The following is a 19,566-nucleotide window of genomic DNA, read 5'->3' on the forward strand; positions in this document are numbered from 1 at the left end:
GGCGTCTCATGTTTAATTTTTTGCACTATGTGCACCTTATGTCTTTATAAAACTTCTAGGTTTTTACCTAATATAAGCTAAAATGCGCTTATAAAGCATTTAAAACATAAAAAAACGCCAACTTAAAAAATGGATAGTGAATAACTAGCTACCCTAGGGTTTCTTTTGCCTTTTTTTTCGTTTGGTAAATTTTTTAACATTTATAGCTAAACGACAACCGTCATCCCGCTACTTGTTAGCGGGATCTAGAGATACCGCGAATGAATCGCGGTATGACGGTTCGTGGCGGTATGACGGTTCGCGGTGGCATGACGTAGAATTTTATATTCACCAACTCAGTATTCCAACCTGGATTGTATCTTATCGGTAAAAAAGAAGAGCTATTTTAGGAAGTTTTTATAGGACTAAAACCAAAGAAAACTTGCATATAAGTTTATCAAGATGTAAAATTGAAGTTATTTTAAAAGAATAGGTTAGTTATGAATCTTGTAACAAAATCTGCTATCGATTTTACTGCTTCATCTGTTCTCTCTGACGGAGAAATTGTTGATGATTTCTGTCTGAGTAAGCGCATAAAAAATAAGTATGCTGTCCTTTTTTTCTATCCACTTGATTTTACTTTTGTTTGCCCAACTGAATTGATATCGCTCAATAATAGAATAAATGAGTTTGCAAAGCGTGGTGTTGAAGTGATAGGAATAAGTGTAGATTCAAAATTTTCACATTATAAATGGCGAAACACTCCAGTTAATGATGGTGGTATTGGAGAGATTAGCTACACTTTAGTGTCTGATATCAAAAAGTCTATATCAAGAGACTATGGGGTCTTATATGATGACTCAATTGCGCTGAGAGCAACTTTCGTTATTGATGATAAATTTATTGTACGTCATCAATCGATAAATGATTTGCCTTTAGGGCGTAATATCGATGAATTCGTTAGAATCGTTGATGCAATTAAACATAATGAGGAGCATGGTGAAGTATGTCCAGCAGGGTGGAAGAAAGGTAAGCCAGCAATGCAGGCAAGCGATGAAGGAGTAGCTGATTATCTAAACTCATACAGTGAAGAATTATAAATTTAGTACAAAAGTTCTTATTATTGGATCTGGGGCAGCGGGTTATGCTGCCGCTATATATGCAGCACGTGCAAACTTAGAGCCAATTGTAGTAACGGGAATGCAGCCTGGTGGTCAGCTTACAATTACTACAGATGTTGAAAACTATCCTGGTTTTGTTTCAATACAGGGTCCAGAACTAATGGAGCAAATGAGGTTGCATGCAGAAAAGGTTGGAGCAAAAATAATAGATGATGAGATAAAAAGCGTTGAACAACTTGAGGACTTTAATGAGTATAGATTTAGATCTTCTGGTAATATCAATGACTACTATTCAGATGCAATTATCATTGCATCTGGTGCGCAAGCGAAGTGGCTTGGTTTAGAAAGTGAAAAGAAATTTCAGGGTTATGGGGTTTCAGCTTGTGCGACTTGCGATGGTGCATTTTTTAGGAATAAAGTTGTAGCTGTGATTGGTGGTGGAAACACTGCTGTTGAAGAAGCAATATTTTTAACTCGATTTGCCAAAGAAGTGATATTAATACACAGGCGTGATAAATTAAGAGCGGAAAAAGTAATGCAAGGTAGGCTCTTTAAAAATGATAAAATAAAAGTAATGTGGAACCATACCGTAGAGCAGATTCTTGGAGAAGAAAATCCAAAAAGGGTTGCTGGTATTGCGATTAAATCAGCAGAGATCGATAAAACCCAAGAATTAAAAGTGGATGGAGTGTTCATTGCAATCGGGCATGCACCAAATACGGGTATTTTTAAAGGCTTTGTTGAAATGGATGAGCAGGGTTACATCATTACAAAACCTGGAACAACTTTAACTAGTAGGGCAGGAGTGTTTGCTGCAGGTGATGTTCAAGATAAGGTATATCGTCAAGCAGTAGTTGCAGCAGGAACAGGATGCATGGCTGCGCTTGATGCAGAAAAGTTTTTGGAGTCGTAGTTAATTCTAGGATTTTAGATAAATTGCTTGCAATTTTCCTTTTCTTTTACATAATTATATTAGTAAATCATTAATAAAGAGGGTTTAGTATGCCTTATAGAAACGGTGTAGCATATTATGGAGCTTATGGAGGTGGTGATAACACGGCATCGCAAGCTCGAAATCCGACAACTTCAAGACAGCTAAGTGAATCAACAAAACAGCTATTTAAGGCTATTGATGATGGAAACCTAGAAGATTTTAAAGAAGCTCTGGCAGAGGGTGCGGATGTTAATGCGTTTGATAAAGAAGGCATGACACCTTTGATGTCCATAGTTACTAATTTGTCTGCAGGCTCTGAAACAGAAAAAGAATATCAGAATATGATTAGGTTGCTCCTACTGCACCGGAGCATAGATGTTAATATTTCTGAACAAAATAATAACAATACAGTTTTGCATCTAGCAATGTGCTTTCAACAAAAGAAAACTTTACAACTCTTACTAAGTCATCCAAACATAAACACTTATCTAACCAATAAAAACCATCAAAATCCTGAGGGATGTGCTAGACAAAATCGTGCTGGGCATTTGATAATAGAAATACAAAAAGCACAGAAAGGAAAAGAATTATTAGCTGCTCTTTCTAGAGGAAATATTTGCCAAGCGAAAACACTATTGAATCAAGAGCTTCATCCTAATTGCTGGAGAAGAACCCAAGATGGAAGAATAAAAACACCACTTAGCTTAATTATTCGATTATGTTTACGAACGATAACAGAAGATGAAAAAGAAGTATTGACAAAACTTTTAAAACATAAAGACCTAGATTTTAGTTACGAGCAGTATGCACAATTAAAGCAAACAATTGAACAAGCTATTCAGAGCCGATTAACTGATACTATTAATAGAAAAGATTTAGATGATGTGAAAAAATTAGTAGAAGATAATTGTTTTATAAATCGTGCAGTTGTTACTGCTGCATTGGGGGGTGTTGATAATCCAGTTAACTCTATTAAAGATTATTTAAATGAAAAATTTCCTGCAAATACGAATAATATACCAGAAGATTTTGAGAAGTTTTTACAAGGGCTTGAAAGAACAAAAGCTCAACTTGTAGAGAAAGAGCAAGAGCTAACGAATAAAACTGGCAAAATTTCACAATTAGAAAAAGATTTAGTACAAGTAAGGCAGGAAAAATCGGCTCAACAAAGTGAATTGATTGAATTTAAAAGAATTGTGTGTGGAAGAGCAAGCGACACTGTCGAAATTTCACGATTAAAAAGAGATTTGGAACAAGTAAGGGAAGAAAGAGATAGGCTTTCATCAGAAAATAGACTGCTCCGTAGTAATAAAAACGAAAAATCCTCGCAAGCAATTTCTTCTGGTAGAAAACTAAGCAACTACGCTTCTGCATGTTTTATATTGCTTGGAGTATATACTGTTGTTGCATGTTTAGTAATAGAAGATTATCCAGGGATAATAAGTGCTTTCTTTACAGCAGTTGCACTGGCTTTTTTTTTATTAGGATGTTGTAGTTTATATAAAGCAAACACAATACTTAGTGATGTTGAAAGCACTCAGCTTGGTGGTTTAGAACGAAGTTAAAGTTTTGATTTCTTCTCCAGGCCCTGCTGAAAATTTTTGTACATGTTAAAAACATCTTGATAATTGAGGTGAGTGTAAATTTGAGTAGTTTCCAGGCTTGAGTGACCAAGCAGTTGTTGTATTGATCTTATGTCAATATCTTCCTGAAGCAAATGAGTAGCAAAACTATGGCGAAATGCATGTGGAGATAAAATTTCTGGTAAATTTAACATTCTCCTTATTTTTTGCAAACGATTGGCCACATAAGTTCTTCCCAATTTTTTTCCTCTTACTCCCACAAAAAGATGTTGTGCTTCATCAAGGTAAGGACAGGCTTTTACATATTCTTGTATACATTTTTTTACTACTGGGAGAATGAATACCTGCCTTTGTTTATCTCCCTTACCTGTTACTATTAAACTTTCATTGTTAATATCACTAACCCTAAGGTTCAACGCTTCACTGATTCTTAAGCCTGTACTATATAGCAGGACGATAATCGCAATTTCTCTTTTTACCACCCAAGATTCGCCCAGATCGGATAGTTTCATTTCTTCCAATAAAGTTTTTATATCAGGTATTGATAATGCTTTGGGCAAAGTTCTTCTCTGAATTGGCCTTGATAAGGAAAATACAGCTTCATTGTCTATATTGTGGTTATTTTTTATGTACTTGAAGAAATTTCTGATTACTGAGAGTGCTCGAGTGTTGGATCTTGCGTTTACACCTCTTGCGTAACGAGAGGTAAGCCAACTTCTTAACTCAGGTACGCTCAATTTTTCCAAAGTGCCGACATTTACTTCTCCACCAATGTGAGTATTTAGGAAACTTATAAGATCCTTCAAGTCCCTCATGTATGACTCTAAAGTGTTTGGTGAATAAGATCTGTTGCACCTCAGCCACTCATACCATTTTTCAATGATTGAACCGAGGTCCACAATTATTTTTTAAAGAAAGCATCGATGCACGCATCTCGAAAGGCTTCATTTATATCAGGATGAGAGTGACAAATTCTGTATATATCCTCTGCTGCTGCGCCATATGCCATTGCAACTGCTGCTTCGTTGATTAGCGTATCAGCGTATGCTCCTATGATATGCACACCTAGTATTGTATCTGCTCTGCTACAAGTCAGCACTTTCACGAATCCTTCAGCATCATCAGTGATTTTTGCTCTGCCGTTTGCAGCAAATTGACATTTACCAACTTTGTACTTACGGCCAGCATTTTTGAGTTCCTCTTCGGTTTTACCAATCGAAGAAACCGCAGGGTGAGTGTAAATGACAGATGGTATGATTCCATAATCAACGTGAGGTGACTGTCCTGCTATTATCTCTGCAACTGCCACTCCTTCTTCCTCTGCTTTATGAGCAAGCATTGCTCCACCAATCACATCACCAATAGCAAATATTCCTTTCACATTAGTTTCATATCTGTTGTTAACTTGAACGAAACCGCGATTATCTTTTTCTATTTTTTCATCAATACCAAGATTCTCAGTGCATGGTTTGCGTCCTGCTGCCACCAATACCTTATCCGCCTCTATAGTGTTTGTTTGATTATCTTTTACAGAGCAAACTTTCATACTCAAAGAATTACTACTTTGTTTTATCTCCTCAACTTTAGTGCTAAGTAAAAATTTTATTCCTTGTTTTTGTAGACTAGAAAGTAGAGACTTACTTAATTCTCCATCCATTGCTGCAGCGATTCTGTCAAAAAATTCTACTACAGTGACTTCAGACCCTAGCCTCCTCCATACAGAAGACATTTCAAGCCCTATTGCCCCAGCTCCGATTACGACAAGTTTTTTTGGTACTTCAGTTAAAGATAATGCACCAGTTGATGAAATAATACTTTTCTCATCGATATTAATTCCTGGCAAAGAAATAACATCAGAACCGGTTGCAATTACTATATTTTTTGTCTTCAGCACCTTACCTTCAACTGAAACTTCAAGATTACCTTGGTCAAAAGAAGTAATTTTCCCAAGCCCATTGATTTTAGTGATTTTGTGAAGGTTAAACAGATATTCTATACCTTTTCCAAGTTCCTGAACTCTGGCGTCCTTATAGCCTAGCATTTCTTTTAAATCGAAACTTGCGTCCTTAATTTTTATGCCAAGCTTCGACAGATCATTTTTCGTGTGAGCATACTGATAGGAAGAATGGAGCAATGCTTTGGAGGGTATGCACCCAACCCGCAGGCACGTACCACCAAAAATGCTATTTTTATCTATGCAGGCAACTTTCAATCCAAGTTTTGCAGCAGCGATAGCACACTTATAGCCTCCTGGGCCACCACCTATAACAATTAAATCATAATCAGTCATAAAAAACAAACCTATTTTCTAAAGAATAAACACCTTTTCCCTCAGTTGTTACATATATCTTATTGCGAGTAAACACTGGAGTGTGAAACACATTACCAGGTACTTTGACTACCTTTCCTGCACTTTCAGATCCCGGAAAAGCAAACATTGAACCTTTATTGCTTGTCACCCACAGTGTATGGGCATGCATAATTGGAGCAAACAATTGCGTATTTTCTATTAAATCAGATGCCCAGACTGTTTCTCCATTTTTTATATCCAGGCCAATTATTTTATCGTCTTTAGTAACTATAAAAATTCTTCCGCCTTCTTTTTGTTTCTCTGCAGGAATAAGAGGACTATAATATGACTCAATGTCTGATACACTTTTTACTTGCAGTGACTTTGACCATAAAATATTTCCTGATTTCACGTCAATGCTATAAATATAAGAATTATTTGTAGCTATTAAAGTATCGCCAAGCACTCTCGGTGTAGTAGTTACATCTGTGAGCTGTGTATCCAAAAGGTTTGTAGCCAATTTTTGGCTCCACAATTTTTTACCGTCTTCATTAAAAGCTATTAACTCACCATTTGAAAATGGTGCTATTATTTTATCATTAGAAATTGCTGGCGATATGGAATACAAACCTCGAACCTCATTGATGCCGTTTTGATAAGTCCAAACGAAGCTGCCATCTTTTATATCAAACACGTACAGATAATTATCAATAGTCAATACTACCAATTTATTGTTTATTACTGCTGCTTTCCCTCTTACTGGAGCTCTCAATTCTTTTTCCCACTGAATCTCGCCGGTTTTTGCATCTATTGTGTGTAGAACGTTATCCACTATAAAGAAAACGTTTCCTCTGTGACGCAATAGGCTCATGTTACTAATTTTTTTTCTGTGTGAGAGGTGTAATTTCCAATTCATAGCCTTTGAGTTATCAATATCAAAGGAATATAAAGCGCCGTGCTTGTCTGATAAAATAACGCTATTTTCTGTAAGCACTGGAGCTACATATCCTTGAGATAGTTTTTTATCCACTAGACTTATTCTCTCGCTTGCCATTGTGTAACTGCTACACAATAACATTATCATGACAATTATTACTTTCATTATTTATTGAAAACAAGATTCATTAATATACATCTTAAGAACCTTAATTACAACGGAAATGTTCTTGCTGCATGTTAAAAACGTTGATTTATGAACGAAATATTATATTATTATGTGAGATAATGTATACTCTTAGAGGTAGTACACCTCATCCACTATGCGGCAACGTGCATAGCTGTACGAACATTGAGATATAAAAGTAATTTATACCAAGAAGAAAGATGTTATCCAAATAGCCTCTTTTCCTGTCATCCCAGTGCTTGACACTGGGATGGCTCTGTTGCATCGCAACTGAAAAAATCTGGTGGCTACTGACAAAATTCATTATAAAATAGCCATTTAACCGCTTAAGGAAAAATATGCCACAAAAAATGAGAGTTAGTAACTGCCATGAATATAACAAATTTCTAGAAAAAAGAGGAAATATTTTTCGTTACATCGATAAAGCTATCGAAAATTGGTATGAAAATAGTCCAAAAATGCAGGGCGGCAACTATATTTATAGTGATAAAGTTGTGATTTTAGTGCATATAATCGTTAATCTTTTTAGAATTGGCTTAAGACAAACAGTCGGGTTTATAAAAGGATATTTGCAACAAATAGGAAGAGATTTGGCAGTTATCAGCTATTCGCAAGCTTCAAAAAAAACTTAATATTAAGATCAATGATTGCAGAATTGATAAAAATAATATGGAAGATATCGAAATTGCCATAGATAGCACAAGCATCAGCATTTATAACAACACACAGCAAGGAAAATAGCGCTGACAGAAAATATCGTGGTTATGAACAGACAAGAAAATTGCATGTAATGTTGAATATAAACAGCAAAAAAGCCATAGCTGCAAAATACAGTAACGGTCTGATCACTATGGAGCTTGCGATTTACTTAAAGGAGTTAATTTTCAGCATGCCATAAAAGCACTATATGCAGACAGAGCATATGAAAGACATAAACTCTATAAATTGTGTGATGAATGCGGCATAAAGACAAAAATTCCTCCAAAAAAACAATGCAGCAGAGCATCCAAAGTATGGCAGAGAGAAATGCTGCAATTAGACTAATAAAGTCATACAGCGAAGATGGAATGAAGAGGTGGAAAAGGCAAACAAACTACGGAAAAAGATCTTATGTAGAAAGTTTTTTCTCGCGACTGAAACAAACATTCGGGTTTAATTTTCGGAACAAATCTGAAATTAATCGTGGGAAGGAACTGCTACTCAAGTGTTATTTGCTTAATCAATTTACTGACATTGGTATGGCTAAATTTGAAATGGCTACATGAATTTATCGTAAATTACCACCGCATAGTTGTAACATTGTACCATATTACAATGTTCGTACAGTTGTGTGCGCGACCGGGGGTTTTATACTATTCTAGAAGTAACATACGGAAAAGGGGGGATTCGAACCCCCGACATATTTTCATATGTGCACGCTTTCCAAGCGTGTGCTTTAGACCACTCAGCCACCTTTCCATGCTTATTCATAATATTGAAAATTGTACTGCTAAACAATATAAAAACCTGGTATATAGGGTTCACCACGAAAATTCACAGTATTGTTAAACTTGCTTCTGCAAGTTGGAAATGTTTTATCGCAACCTGCGAGTATTGAATATTTATCTCCAGCAAAAATTTGGTATGGAGGCGAAGTAAACAACGTAACTACTTTATTTTTATATTCTTTTACTACACCTTCAAACGCTATTGAGCCAAAGAATTTTACTACTCCGTGCTTATAATATTCATCACTCTCAGTTAAATTCGTGTCTTCAAATCTTCTTTCGTCTATTACTTTAGTGATTGTACTTATTTTACTAAATTTTTTAGTATCGGCTTTACATTTATCATCGCAAAATTGTGCTCTGCATGCAGGAGAGTATAATTCTGCTATGCTTCTCTCAAGCTTTGCTGAAAGCCCTCTAATTTCAACAATAAATCTTCCACTACTTAATGTCACTTTACCAAAAATTCCTGAATGTAGATTCATTGTTCCCTGGGTCAAGTTTTTATAATTCACAAGAAATATTTCAATATTTGCAAAGTCGTACTTTCCTGATAAAACATCTTCTTCTTTAATATCAGCACTATTTAATATCCCTTCAATTTCTAGATTATCAGTTTTTAAATCGCTGTTTAATATTATACTACTGGCTGTAAATCCACTTGAAGATTTATAGAGTATATTATCAATATTTAAATCTTCATCATAGTCAGTGAATCCCATTACTTCTCCACCTGCGAGCTTTAATTTCCAGCACGTAGCGGTGGTAAGTAATTCTCCAGCTAAATGATTTTTTAGTGTGGTTTGCATAGGGGCCTCCTGCTTAATTGATTAAATTTGAAAGTAGCTATACGGCCAGTAGAATAAGGGCAGTGTGTTCTTTTCTCATCATCTAAGTAGCCATAAAGCGTCATTCCGGTGACCATAGGGTGTCATTCCAGTGCTTGACACTGGAATCCAGGAAATTTTGCTTGTAAGTAAGCAAACTGATTTGGTGAGCATAAAAAGTGGCTGATCTTATGCTGAATAAACGCTTTTGATGAAGTTGCATGGAAAGCTGGATCCCAGTGTCTGGGCACTGGGATGACATCCTTCTTGGTGGAGTGTCCTCAAATCACAATGTTCGTACAGTTGTGTGTCACGCACTGGGATGACAGGAGAGAGGACACCATATGTTTATTTGATCGACAAATAAACACTAACAGACAAGAATACACCACAGTTAACTGTGGTGTGTACTGGCTGGTTAGAAAGAAAACTTCACACCAGTAAGAAGGAGAATTCCTTGGTTAGAAGGTACATCAGCATCAGACTCATCTTTCAGCTTACCTGTTTCGTTAGTCATAAAATAATGGAGAGCTGCGTAAGGAACAAATTTGCTCTTACTGCATGCAGGAGACAGATCATATTGAACGCCAAGTGCACCATCATGAAGCATATCTTTGTCATTCATTCTGCTGCCAAAATACGTCAAACTTGTGTAGATATTCTCATGTTGATACCCAGCTCCTACAGTCCAATACATGGTATCTATACTATCTTTACCAAATTGAGCTTTCAGCCCTTCCACTCTTTTGCCATCAGTAGCATCTTTACTATCAATTTCCGTATAGGTATCACCAATTAATTTTTTAATACCCTTCGGTTGACCAGATTTGCCCAAGTATGCAAAAGAGGCAGCAAACTTTACGCCTTGATCTTCATTAATCTTATAATCAGCGCTTACACCAAAATTAACACCCATCAGGTCATTATACTCCACAAATTCCTTATAAAGATGCTTATCTTTACTTGGTTGCTTTGGAAAGCCATATTCACCAACTGCAGAAGTTTTAACTTTTATGTTATGTTTATCAAAGTCATATTCATATGATGCACCAGCACTTACTATGTGCTCATAGTCTGGGCCGACATGCTTTATCGTTTCCTTATGTTCTATCTTACCGCCTTTATCTTCTGAAACTGTTTCTTTTACAGTAAACAAACCACTATCATAACGAGGTGAGTAGCTGATACCAAATCTTGCGCCCATATAATTTGGTGAGTAGTAAGCAACTCTAAATGGCAGTGTAGTCATAACGCCTTTGTTATATTTCCCTGCCATGCGGAAAGAGAATTTTTCACTTTCACTCGAAAAACTTTCAGTGTAAAGACGTGGTGTTACATAAAATGGAAAGCTAGCAGCGCTTCCTTCTAAGTTCACTTTTCTGAACCAGTCACTATCTGCAGCTCCGTCAACAGTCGCAATTCTTGTTGCATCAAGCCTCATCAGAGCCTCAGGACCAAATTGGTAACCAAGCTTCACGTCACCATATTTTGAGTTAACAAACACATGCGCACTTCTGCCTTTTGCAGCATAAACACCCTGTGAAGCTCCCTTACCTTCGGTCACTGGAACATGAAACTGCACGTCAGCACCATAAAGAAGACCTAAATCTTCATTCTTATTTTCTGCTCTGAGGTGCAATATCGCGTCAGCAATCATACCCATATCGTTGCTGTAATCACCAATATTTCCTATTCCTTCATAGAATATTGGATTTGCTCCTCTTGTTATATCTGGAGTGGCATTATAATACTCTGTAGATCTGTTTGGCATAACGTTATAACGTTTATAATCTGCGCCACTTGGTCCAGCTTTGCCATAACCTTGAGCATCAACAACACCACCAAAAGTTATTCTTAAATTACTTTGCCCTTGATTGGTATCGATAATATCAACTCCACCAACTGAAACAACAGGACTTGCCTTACCTTTTTCCTCTGTATTTTTGTTAACAACTTTTATATCCTTCTTTACATCTTTAGCTTCAACTTTAGCATTCTTAGTTTTAGAACGCTTAGTTTTTGAAACTTTACCTTTTTCTATATTAGAATTCTTAGCGTTTAGAGCTTTCGCTTTTGAATCCTCTATAAGCTTTGCTTTTTTCTCATTTGCTAGCCTGATCTCCTCTTTTTTCTTAAGCTCTTCAGCTTTTTTTCTTGGATCAGCATTACATATTCTGTCCATCTTTTCTTTCAGTTTTTTATTTGATGTTTTCATAACTTCCACTTTTCCAGAAGTTTTTGTGCTCTCTTGCTTTTTTATTTCCTTCATACTCTCATCAGGAAAGTCAGCTGCAAAACTGCTGAAAGAACATAAAGTTAATAAAGAAACTAGAGCAGTTCTAGTATACATAGACTTTTTCATGAAGTGCCCCCAAAAAATTTCGAAATCATATCTTAAATGTAAATAGTATAAAAATGTTGAAAATTCAACTTAAAGCAACCTTATAACGAAAATAAAAGTAAAATGCAATACCTTAAAAGCAACTTTCTTAATATGCTCAACGTGTATATTAACCAAAATTTAGTACAGAGGTTCGCTTGTTAGTGCATTATAACTCGACTATTTATTCTATGGAAGTAAAATTTTTCCACCACAAGTTATTTGCCATTCTTCTTTAAATTTCTTTAGGTATTCTTTTTTTTCGCACTCTAAAAGCAGCTCTTCCACACTTTTGTTGTAGCTTTCAGTAGTAATCCTTCCCTGATGATGCATGAACCTTAAGTAAATCAAATAAGTGTTAATTACATCTGTTTCACAATAATCTCGAATCTCTTGTATCTTGCCGCTATCGTATAAGTCCATAACTTGTGACCCATCAACTCCAATCTTACCAGGAAGATTAAATGCTGCACAAACTTCGTTCATTTTTACTCTCGCAGAAGCTCCAAAATCAGAGAGGGATTCAAGCAAATCACAATGCCAATCACTGCTATATCTCTGATTGTAACTATTCCACTTATCGCCAGCTTTATGAAAATATTCTGCTTGAATGCCATGGACCATAGCACGATACTTCAGCACTGGTATATCAAAAGTGCGTCCGTTGAACGAAACTAATCTTGGCTTTTTCTCTGATATGTAGTTAAAAAATCCTTTCACTAGCTCCTTTTCACTGGAATTTAGTGTGCCTCCAGATCTTATTTCTTGCAGTGTGAACACCTCATAACCACTCTGGTAGCTTATATTGCAAAGTAAAAAACTAATAACTACAACAAGGTGAAAAGGCTGACGCAGAAAAGAGTTTTGCCCGTTTGTTATTTCAAGATGATATTTTGTTAATGCATCCCTCTTCTCTTCTACACTACTATCATCACTAATATTGAGTAAATTTTTGCAGGAATTTACATCTGGTATAGTTTCAATATCAAATACCAATAAAGAATTAAGCATTGCCTATATACTCCTCCGGACGGTCGATCCAAGGTCGCACTTTCACAAATAAAAAGAGGTGTACCTTGCACTCAAATAATTTTTCTAGTTCAGCACGCGCTTCGATATTAATTTTTTTAATATTACTGCCATCTTTTCCTAGTACTATTTTTTTATGACTATCTTTCAACACAAATATGATCTGTTTGATGACTAAACTCTTATCTTTTTTTTCCTCAAATTGTTCAGTTATAACAGCTGTAGAGTATGGCAATTCTTCACGCAAGTTCAAGAATAATTTTTCTCTCGTAATTTCTGCTGATAAAAAATTTGTCGAGGAATCGGTTATTTGATCTTCTTCATAAAACCAGGGGCTCACCGATGCAACTTCAGACAAGTAATTCATCAAATCAGAAAGTCCATCATTCTTTAATGCTGATATCATAAAAACCTTTTCAAATTTATAAAGCAAATTCAGATGCTCATGCGCCATCTTTAATTCAGGCCTTTTTACCAAATCAGTTTTATTGATAACCAAAATGCATCTGCCTTTTGTGCGCTGCAGCCGCATAAATATAGTCTTAATTCTTTCTATATTTTTCAAATAATTGCTTACATCAACAAGCAACAAAGTGATGTCACTATCCTTAACTGCCGACCATGCAGATTTGACTAAAGCTTTTTCAAGTTTTGTTTCTGCTGAGAAAATTCCTGGGGAGTCAGTAAAGACAATTTGTGTGTTGTTGCATGTTGCAACACCCCTTATTTGCGTCCTTGTTGTTTGCACTTTAGGGGTGACAATTGCAATTTTCTTGCCTATGATGCTGTTAATTAATGTAGACTTCCCAGCATTTGGTAAGCCAGCTATGGTTACAAATAAGCATTTTTGTTCTTTCACAAAGAAAATTATAAAGAAAACTGAATGCCCGCGTCAAGCTACTTATATGACAAGAAGGATGACAGAACCCTTTTTGGTTAGCATGCAAAAAGGAAAAAAACTTATTCTACAAATTAAAAATACAATATACTCAAAAACTTTTCAGAAAATCCATAGGAGGGTTTGCTAATGAAGGCTCTTGAGTTGACGCCATTGCCTGAACGACTGCTTGATTTAAGGGTAACGTTTTAACCATAAGGTCACTAACTCCTTAATATGTGTGTTCATAATTTGATTTTCCACGAAAGACATAATAGCAATAACCAGTGTAAGTTAAAATGATTGGTAAAAGCGGTATTATAACAATGAGCATTAAAGATAAACTTGGCCCAGAAGCAGCTGCATCCAGAATGGTATATTGAAAAGGTATAATCCATGGGTAGATACTAATTCCTAAACCTAAATATCCCATAAAAAAAATAGCAATACTGAGAAAGAATGGACGGTACTCCCGTTCAGTATTCTGAAGATCAAACCACAGCATGAAAAATAGCCAAGATGTGAGTAATGGAATAGAAAATAAATAATAAAAATTTGGCATGCTAAACCAAAAGTTTTTAATACGTTCATTTGAAAATGGTGTCACTACACTCACTAGTCCCATGAAAATACCTACAAAACCAAGCGTATAAGAAGCAACCTTGCGTGCCCATTCTTGTGTTATATTTTCTGTCTTCATTATGAGCCATGTAGAACCTAAAAGTGCATATCCAAATATCACAGCAATACCTGTCATTACACTAAAAGCACTTGCCCAATCAAATTGGCCACCAGAAAAGTTGCGTCCGTTTACTTCTACACCATGTATAAATGCACCTAAAATCATGCCTTGGCAAAATGCAGCACCAAGTGACCCAAAATGAAAGGCATAATCCCATAATCGCCTGTATTTTCCTTCTGCCTTAAAACGAAACTCAAAGGATACTCCGCGCACTATAAGGCCAAGCAGCATAATAATGATTGGAATATAAAAAGCAGGCATTAATATTGAATATGCAAGAGGAAAAGCAGCAAACAACCCTCCACCACCCAATACCAACCATGTTTCGTTTCCATCCCAAAATGGTGCAATTGAGCTTATCATGTGATCACGGCATTTATCTGACGGTGCAAAAGGAAGTAAAATACCAATACCTAAATCAAACCCATCCATTAAAATATACAGTAAAACAGCTATGGCAATTAGTAATCCCCAGATTAGGGGTAAATTAATTAAGGAAGAAAAATCAAACATGATTGTTGTCCTTTCCAGATGTACCAGCATCAATCACTGAAGCTCCAATACCGTGTTTATAAAATTGCTCTTCTTCTTTAATGACAGGAATTCCTTTGTATATAAGTTTCAGAATATAGTAACTACCTGCTCCAAATATAAGGGTATACATAACGATAAATGCAATCAAAGACCATGCAACCTGAGGACCGGTAATCGCAGATGAAAATGATTCAATTGTGCGCATAATTCCATATACAGTGTAAGGTTGACGGCCAATTTCAGTAGTAAACCAACCTGCAAGTAACGCTATGAACCCAGACGGCATCATTGATATCCACCATCCATGTAAGAAACAACTTTGGAATAATTTGCCACGAAGATACTGTATAACACTTACTGACCCAATTATGATCATTAAAATTCCAACTCCAACCATTATACGGAAGGACCAGAATACCCATACTACAGGTGGTCTATCTTCTTTTTTCCATTCCTTTAATCCTTTTACTTCTCCTAAAAAATCATGTGTTAAGATCAAGCTGGCAAGATTAGGAATTTTTATCTCGTAGTGATTAATTTCATTTTGCTGATCCGGATAAGCAAATAAAAGTAAGCCAGCCCCTTTTTCGGTTTCCCATATACCTTCCATTGCAGCAATCTTAGCAGGTTGATGCTTTAGTGTATTTAATCCATGCCTATCTCCCATGAACAGCTGAAATGGTGCAGCTAAAGCTACCATAATGGTTGCCATACCAAGCATAATTCTTGCTTGAGGAGCATGTCGTTTTCTCCAAAGATAAAATGCTCCTACACCACCAACCACAAAAGCTGTTGTAAGATAGGCTGCTGTTACCATATGAATAAAGCGATAAGGGAAAGAAGGATTAAAAATAATCTCTAACCAATTGGTTGGATATAGGAGACCATTCTCACCAATCGTGAATCCAGCGGGTGTTTGCATCCAACTGTTGGCCGCAATAATCCAAAAAGCTGAAATAAGCGTTCCCACTGCAACAATACAAGTAGAAGCAAAGTGCATACGAGAACTTACTCTATTCCATCCAAATAGCATAATACTCAAAAAAGATGCCTCCAGAAAAAAGGCTGTTAAAACCTCAAAGGAAAATAGAGGGCCGAGAACATTGGCTATGCGGTCAGAAAAAATCGACCAATTGGTACCAAGTTGATATGACATTACAACTCCAGATACCACTCCCATGCCAAAAGCAACGGCAAAAATCTTGATCCAGAATTTATAAACATCACGGAAACGTGTATCACCAGTCTTAAGCCAACACCATTCCAAAAAGGCTAGAAAACTTGCAAGCCCGATCGTGAAAGCAGGAAATATAATGTGAAAGCCTATTGTGAAGGCAAACTGAATTCGAGCTAATAATAAAGGGTCAAATTTAAACATTTTACCTAATACCCATGTATTACAAATAATAGCCAAATCTGCCTATAATTCAATCCATTTTTTCACAAAATTGACCTTACCCAGAAAAAGTAGAGAGAAAGTTAAGACGTTTTTGTCATGAGAATAAATTGTGCAGGAATACAACTGTTCTCCCTTGTCATACCGTCACGGTATCTCTAGATCCCGCTAACACGTAGCGGAATGACGAATTACTTAACCATCATTACACCGTCATACCGCGATTCATTCGCGGTATCTCAAAGCATAGATCCCGCTAACACGTAGCGGGATGACGGTTGTTGTTTAGCTATAAATATTAAGAAATTTACCAAATGAAAAAAAAGGCAAAAGAAGCCCTGGGGTTATTATCCGCTTTAAAATATTGGCGTTTTTTATGTTTTAAACGCTTGACAAGCGAGATTCAGCCGCTTTTAATTGCAACTAACTTACGCTGCAAATGTTTAAGAAATTTACTAAGCAGAAAAAAAGACAAAGAATCCCCGAGTTAGCTAGTCTTTTACTATCTCTGTCGAGTATTGGCATTTTTTGATGTCTTGTAACGCTTTATAAGCGCGTTCAGCTTATTTAGATAAAAACCTAGATGTAGATGAAGTTTTGTAAAGACATACAGTATCTATATACTGCAAAAAATTGAACATAAGACGCCGATACATTAAGTAATCCTTACCTTTTAATCTGCAGATTGGCGAAAGCAAATACAATAGCTTCAGTTTCATGATAAGGGGGTTGGCGAAGGGTGTCAAGTAACTTTTGCATTTAATCCATTTCTATGGCTTATATAATAATCGTTATTGTAGTATAATTTAGAATAATGCAATAGATACCTAAATGTTTTAGCTATTAATTATATGTTGCATAAAAGCATATATTGCCCTACCATCCAAGTAGGTTAGAAATAAAGAGGTTTTTATGAGTTTTACTTTACCTGAATTACCATACGATAAAACAGCTTTGGAGCCTTATATATCTGCAAAAACCTTAGATTTTCATTATGATAAGCACCATAAAGGATATTTAAATAAACTCAACGAGCTAGTTGAAAATACGGATTATCAACATGTAAAAATTGAGGAATTAATAACAAAAGTGCATGGTAATAGCGGCAACTTGCCTATATTTAATAATGCAGCACAAGTTTGGAACCATACTTTTTATTGGAATTCAATGAAAAAAAATGGTGGTGGTAAGCCTAAAGATGGTAGTCTTCTAGCAAAAAAAATTCAAGACGATATCGGTGGCTTTGATAAATTTTATGAAGAATTTTCGAGTCATGGAGTAAGCCAGTTTGGCAGTGGATGGGTATGGTTAGTGCTCGAAAAAGGTAGGTTAGGAAAGCTCAAAATCACCAAGACTCCAAATGCAGATTTGCCAATAATTTATGGCCAAGTGCCACTACTCACTATGGATGTGTGGGAGCACGCCTATTATTTAGATTGTCAAAACCGTAGAATTGACTACATAAAAGTTTTCCTTGATCATTTGATTAATTGGGATTTTGCAGAAGAGAACTTAGAAGAATATATGAGATGAATATACCCCGGGTAACAAAATTAGATAATGGTCTGCGCATAATAACTGAGCAGGTGCGTGATATTGATTCCGTAGCTTTAAGCATACGAGTTGGTGTTGGCAGTAGAGCAGAAAGTGCAAAGCAAAATGGAATATCCCATTTTTTAGAACACATGGCTTTCAAAGGGACGAAGACAAGAACTGCCTTTGAAATTGCAAAAGCTTTTGATGACATAGGTGGAGTTTTCAACGCTAGCACCGGTAGGGAAAGCACCACCTATTATGCAAAAGTCCTCAAGAAAGACATAAAAACTGGTATTGATATATTAATAGATATATTGATGAATTCCACGTTTCCAGAAGATGAATTGGAACGTGAGAAGGGTGTTGTAATACAAGAGATTTTTCAAACTAATGATTCACCAAGTGACATTATTTTCGACAAATATTTTGAGGCAGCTTATAAAGACCAACCATTTGGTAGGTCAATCTTAGGCACGCAAAATACTGTAAAATCTTTTACTCGAGGAGATCTAGATAATTACATAAATGAGCATTACTTTGGTGAGAATATGCTATTTGCCGTTGCAGGAAATGTTGAACATGAAGAAGTTGTTGCATTAACCAAAGATTTTCTCTCAAAGATTCATTCTAAAAAGCTGAAAAAAAGCCAAAATGCGAGCTGTACTGGTGGTGAGTATTTAGAACATCGTAAATTAGATCAGGTACACTTGCTAATTGGTCTACCTAGTGTTTCTCGCCATGACGATAAATATCACACGTTTCAAGTGCTTGATTCTATATTAGGGAGCGGAATGTCATCACGTTTATTCCAGGAAGTAAGGGAAAAGCAGGGATTAGCTTACTCTGTTTATTCATTTAATTCCAGCTATACTAATACAGGAATGTTTTCCATTTTTGCTGGTACAGACAGTAGTAACTTAGATAAGCTTTTAAAATCTATAACGACAGAGTTGAAGAAGTTGTCTACAGATGATCTGAAGGAAGAAGAAGTAAATAGAGTGAAAGAGCGAGTAAAATCCCAAATTTTAATGTCACGCGAAAGTGTTAGCTCACGTGCTGAAACATTGGGACACTACTACGGTAACTATAATAGGTACATCAGTAAAAATGAATTAATAGAAAAAATTAGTGCAGTTACCACTGCTAACGTAAAAAAAGCAGCAGAAGAATTGTTATCTCAGCATGAAAAAACCACTCTAGCTGCAATTGGAGAAATTGAATCATTGCCAAGTTACGATAAAGTGGTTTCTATGCTTAAAGCTTAGTGTACTTTAATTATGTTGCTTAAGCTCACTAAAAAGTTCAATGAACGGTTGCAAAATCCTTTCTATAAAAAGTTTGCTTTCTGGTTCATCGCGTATATTACTTATCAGTTTATTCAAAGTTTTCTCGCTGTTTCGTAAAAATAAATAGCTTTCTACTGCTTGCACACCAGACAAGACAGTCAAAATTCCTCCTATCACTAGACAAGCAGCTATAGCAGGTACGGTACCCACTGCAATTGCAGTTGCGATTAATGATAACCCAGCTAAGAATGTAACGGCTGAAACGCAAAACGCTATTTGATGTTTTTCTTTATTGTTAACCATAAATACCTCACAAAAACTATATTTTTAACATACCAGTGTTGTCATGTATTGTCAAGTTTTTAAAGAAGATTAAAAAATGCAACGCACATGTGCAAAAGACGCTAACTATGGATTAGCCAAGGAAGAAAGAGTAGGAAGA

Annotated in this window: 17 protein-coding genes and 1 tRNA gene; 7 read left to right on the forward strand and 11 right to left on the reverse strand. The window is 36.0% G+C overall.

Annotation, left to right across the window (positions count from 1 at the left end):
- Window positions 1-479 precede the first annotated feature (479 nt).
- The 3 genes from AAGD76_RS03315 (at window position 480) to AAGD76_RS03325 (ending at window position 3,599) form a co-directional block, all read left to right on the forward strand.
- Window positions 480-1,079, forward strand: a complete 600-nt coding sequence (locus AAGD76_RS03315) for a peroxiredoxin (protein WP_012673206.1) — start codon at window positions 480-482, stop codon at window positions 1,077-1,079.
- Window positions 1,066-2,013: a thioredoxin-disulfide reductase gene (gene trxB, locus AAGD76_RS03320; protein ID WP_341820361.1), complete on the forward strand. Its 948-nt coding sequence runs from the start codon at window positions 1,066-1,068 to the stop codon at window positions 2,011-2,013. The genes AAGD76_RS03315 and trxB overlap by 14 nt, the downstream gene beginning before the upstream one ends.
- Window positions 2,014-2,102: 89 nt before the next feature.
- Window positions 2,103-3,599: an ankyrin repeat domain-containing protein gene (locus AAGD76_RS03325; protein WP_341820362.1), complete on the forward strand. Its 1,497-nt coding sequence runs from the start codon at window positions 2,103-2,105 to the stop codon at window positions 3,597-3,599.
- Here the strand turns inward: AAGD76_RS03325 and AAGD76_RS03330 are convergent.
- The 3 genes from AAGD76_RS03330 to AAGD76_RS03340 are packed head-to-tail and all read right to left on the reverse strand — an operon-like array spanning window position 3,596 to window position 7,009.
- Complete coding sequence (locus AAGD76_RS03330) at window positions 3,596-4,516, reverse strand: tyrosine recombinase XerC (RefSeq protein ID WP_341820363.1); 921 nt, start codon at window positions 4,514-4,516, stop codon at window positions 3,596-3,598. The two genes, AAGD76_RS03325 and AAGD76_RS03330, sit on opposite strands and share 4 nt — an antisense overlap.
- A 2-nt stretch (window positions 4,517-4,518) precedes the next feature.
- Window positions 4,519-5,907 (reverse strand): dihydrolipoyl dehydrogenase, encoded by a 1,389-nt coding sequence (gene lpdA / locus AAGD76_RS03335; RefSeq protein WP_209472660.1) that lies wholly within the window; start codon window positions 5,905-5,907, stop codon window positions 4,519-4,521.
- The gene (locus AAGD76_RS03340; RefSeq protein WP_341820364.1) at window positions 5,900-7,009 is read right to left on the reverse strand and encodes a PQQ-binding-like beta-propeller repeat protein; all 1,110 of its coding nucleotides are present in this window, start codon (window positions 7,007-7,009) and stop codon (window positions 5,900-5,902) included. Before AAGD76_RS03340 ends, lpdA begins: the two co-directional genes overlap by 8 nt.
- Before the next feature lie 359 nt (window positions 7,010-7,368).
- Here AAGD76_RS03340 and AAGD76_RS03345 point away from each other — a divergent pair, with 359 nt between their 5' ends.
- Both AAGD76_RS03345 and AAGD76_RS03350 read left to right on the forward strand, forming a co-directional pair.
- A complete protein-coding gene (locus AAGD76_RS03345; protein ID WP_080717625.1) occupies window positions 7,369-7,662 on the forward strand; it encodes a transposase in 294 nt (97 codons plus the stop codon).
- A gap of 381 nt (window positions 7,663-8,043) precedes the next feature.
- Window positions 8,044-8,295, forward strand: coding sequence for a hypothetical protein (locus tag AAGD76_RS03350; RefSeq protein ID WP_022626339.1), 252 nt, complete (start codon window positions 8,044-8,046; stop codon window positions 8,293-8,295).
- Window positions 8,296-8,401: 106 nt separating this feature from the next.
- Here the strand turns inward: AAGD76_RS03350 and AAGD76_RS03355 are convergent.
- The 7 genes from AAGD76_RS03355 to AAGD76_RS03385 form a co-directional block, all read right to left on the reverse strand.
- A tRNA-Ser gene (locus AAGD76_RS03355) sits at window positions 8,402-8,488 on the reverse strand.
- A gap of 31 nt (window positions 8,489-8,519) precedes the next feature.
- Entirely contained in the window at window positions 8,520-9,326 is an 807-nt protein-coding gene (locus tag AAGD76_RS03360; protein ID WP_341820365.1) for a DUF2163 domain-containing protein, read from the reverse strand.
- A gap of 436 nt (window positions 9,327-9,762) precedes the next feature.
- Window positions 9,763-11,706 carry a porin gene (locus AAGD76_RS03365; protein WP_341820366.1) on the reverse strand — a complete coding sequence of 648 codons (1,944 nt, stop codon included), beginning with the start codon at window positions 11,704-11,706 and terminating at the stop codon, window positions 9,763-9,765.
- A 207-nt stretch (window positions 11,707-11,913) separates the two neighbouring features.
- Window positions 11,914-12,735 (reverse strand): 3'-5' exonuclease, encoded by an 822-nt coding sequence (locus AAGD76_RS03370; protein WP_006279435.1) that lies wholly within the window; start codon window positions 12,733-12,735, stop codon window positions 11,914-11,916.
- The gene (gene era / locus AAGD76_RS03375) at window positions 12,728-13,612 is read right to left on the reverse strand and encodes a GTPase Era (protein WP_010082484.1); all 885 of its coding nucleotides are present in this window, start codon (window positions 13,610-13,612) and stop codon (window positions 12,728-12,730) included. Before era ends, AAGD76_RS03370 begins: the two co-directional genes overlap by 8 nt.
- A gap of 250 nt (window positions 13,613-13,862) precedes the next feature.
- The gene (gene cydB / locus AAGD76_RS03380) at window positions 13,863-14,885 is read right to left on the reverse strand and encodes a cytochrome d ubiquinol oxidase subunit II (protein WP_341820367.1); all 1,023 of its coding nucleotides are present in this window, start codon (window positions 14,883-14,885) and stop codon (window positions 13,863-13,865) included.
- Entirely contained in the window at window positions 14,878-16,284 is a 1,407-nt protein-coding gene (locus tag AAGD76_RS03385) for a cytochrome ubiquinol oxidase subunit I (protein WP_006280502.1), read from the reverse strand. The genes cydB and AAGD76_RS03385 overlap by 8 nt, the downstream gene beginning before the upstream one ends.
- A gap of 930 nt (window positions 16,285-17,214) precedes the next feature.
- On the opposite strand from AAGD76_RS03385, the gene AAGD76_RS03390 reads away from it, so the two are divergent.
- Together AAGD76_RS03390 and AAGD76_RS03395 are read left to right on the forward strand one after the other, a co-directional pair.
- The gene (locus AAGD76_RS03390) at window positions 17,215-17,835 is read left to right on the forward strand and encodes a superoxide dismutase (RefSeq protein WP_010082437.1); all 621 of its coding nucleotides are present in this window, start codon (window positions 17,215-17,217) and stop codon (window positions 17,833-17,835) included.
- Window positions 17,832-19,103, forward strand: coding sequence for a M16 family metallopeptidase (locus AAGD76_RS03395; RefSeq protein ID WP_010962800.1), 1,272 nt, complete (start codon window positions 17,832-17,834; stop codon window positions 19,101-19,103). Before AAGD76_RS03390 ends, AAGD76_RS03395 begins: the two co-directional genes overlap by 4 nt.
- 6 nt (window positions 19,104-19,109) lie before the next feature.
- Here the strand turns inward: AAGD76_RS03395 and AAGD76_RS03400 are convergent, their stop codons facing one another.
- Window positions 19,110-19,427 carry a hypothetical protein gene (locus tag AAGD76_RS03400; RefSeq protein WP_010082444.1) on the reverse strand — a complete coding sequence of 106 codons (318 nt, stop codon included), beginning with the start codon at window positions 19,425-19,427 and terminating at the stop codon, window positions 19,110-19,112.
- Between the last annotated feature and the right edge of the window lie 139 nt (window positions 19,428-19,566).

The organism is Wolbachia endosymbiont (group A) of Cydia strobilella, from assembly GCF_964026745.1.
GTDB lineage: Bacteria > Pseudomonadota > Alphaproteobacteria > Rickettsiales > Anaplasmataceae > Wolbachia > Wolbachia pipientis.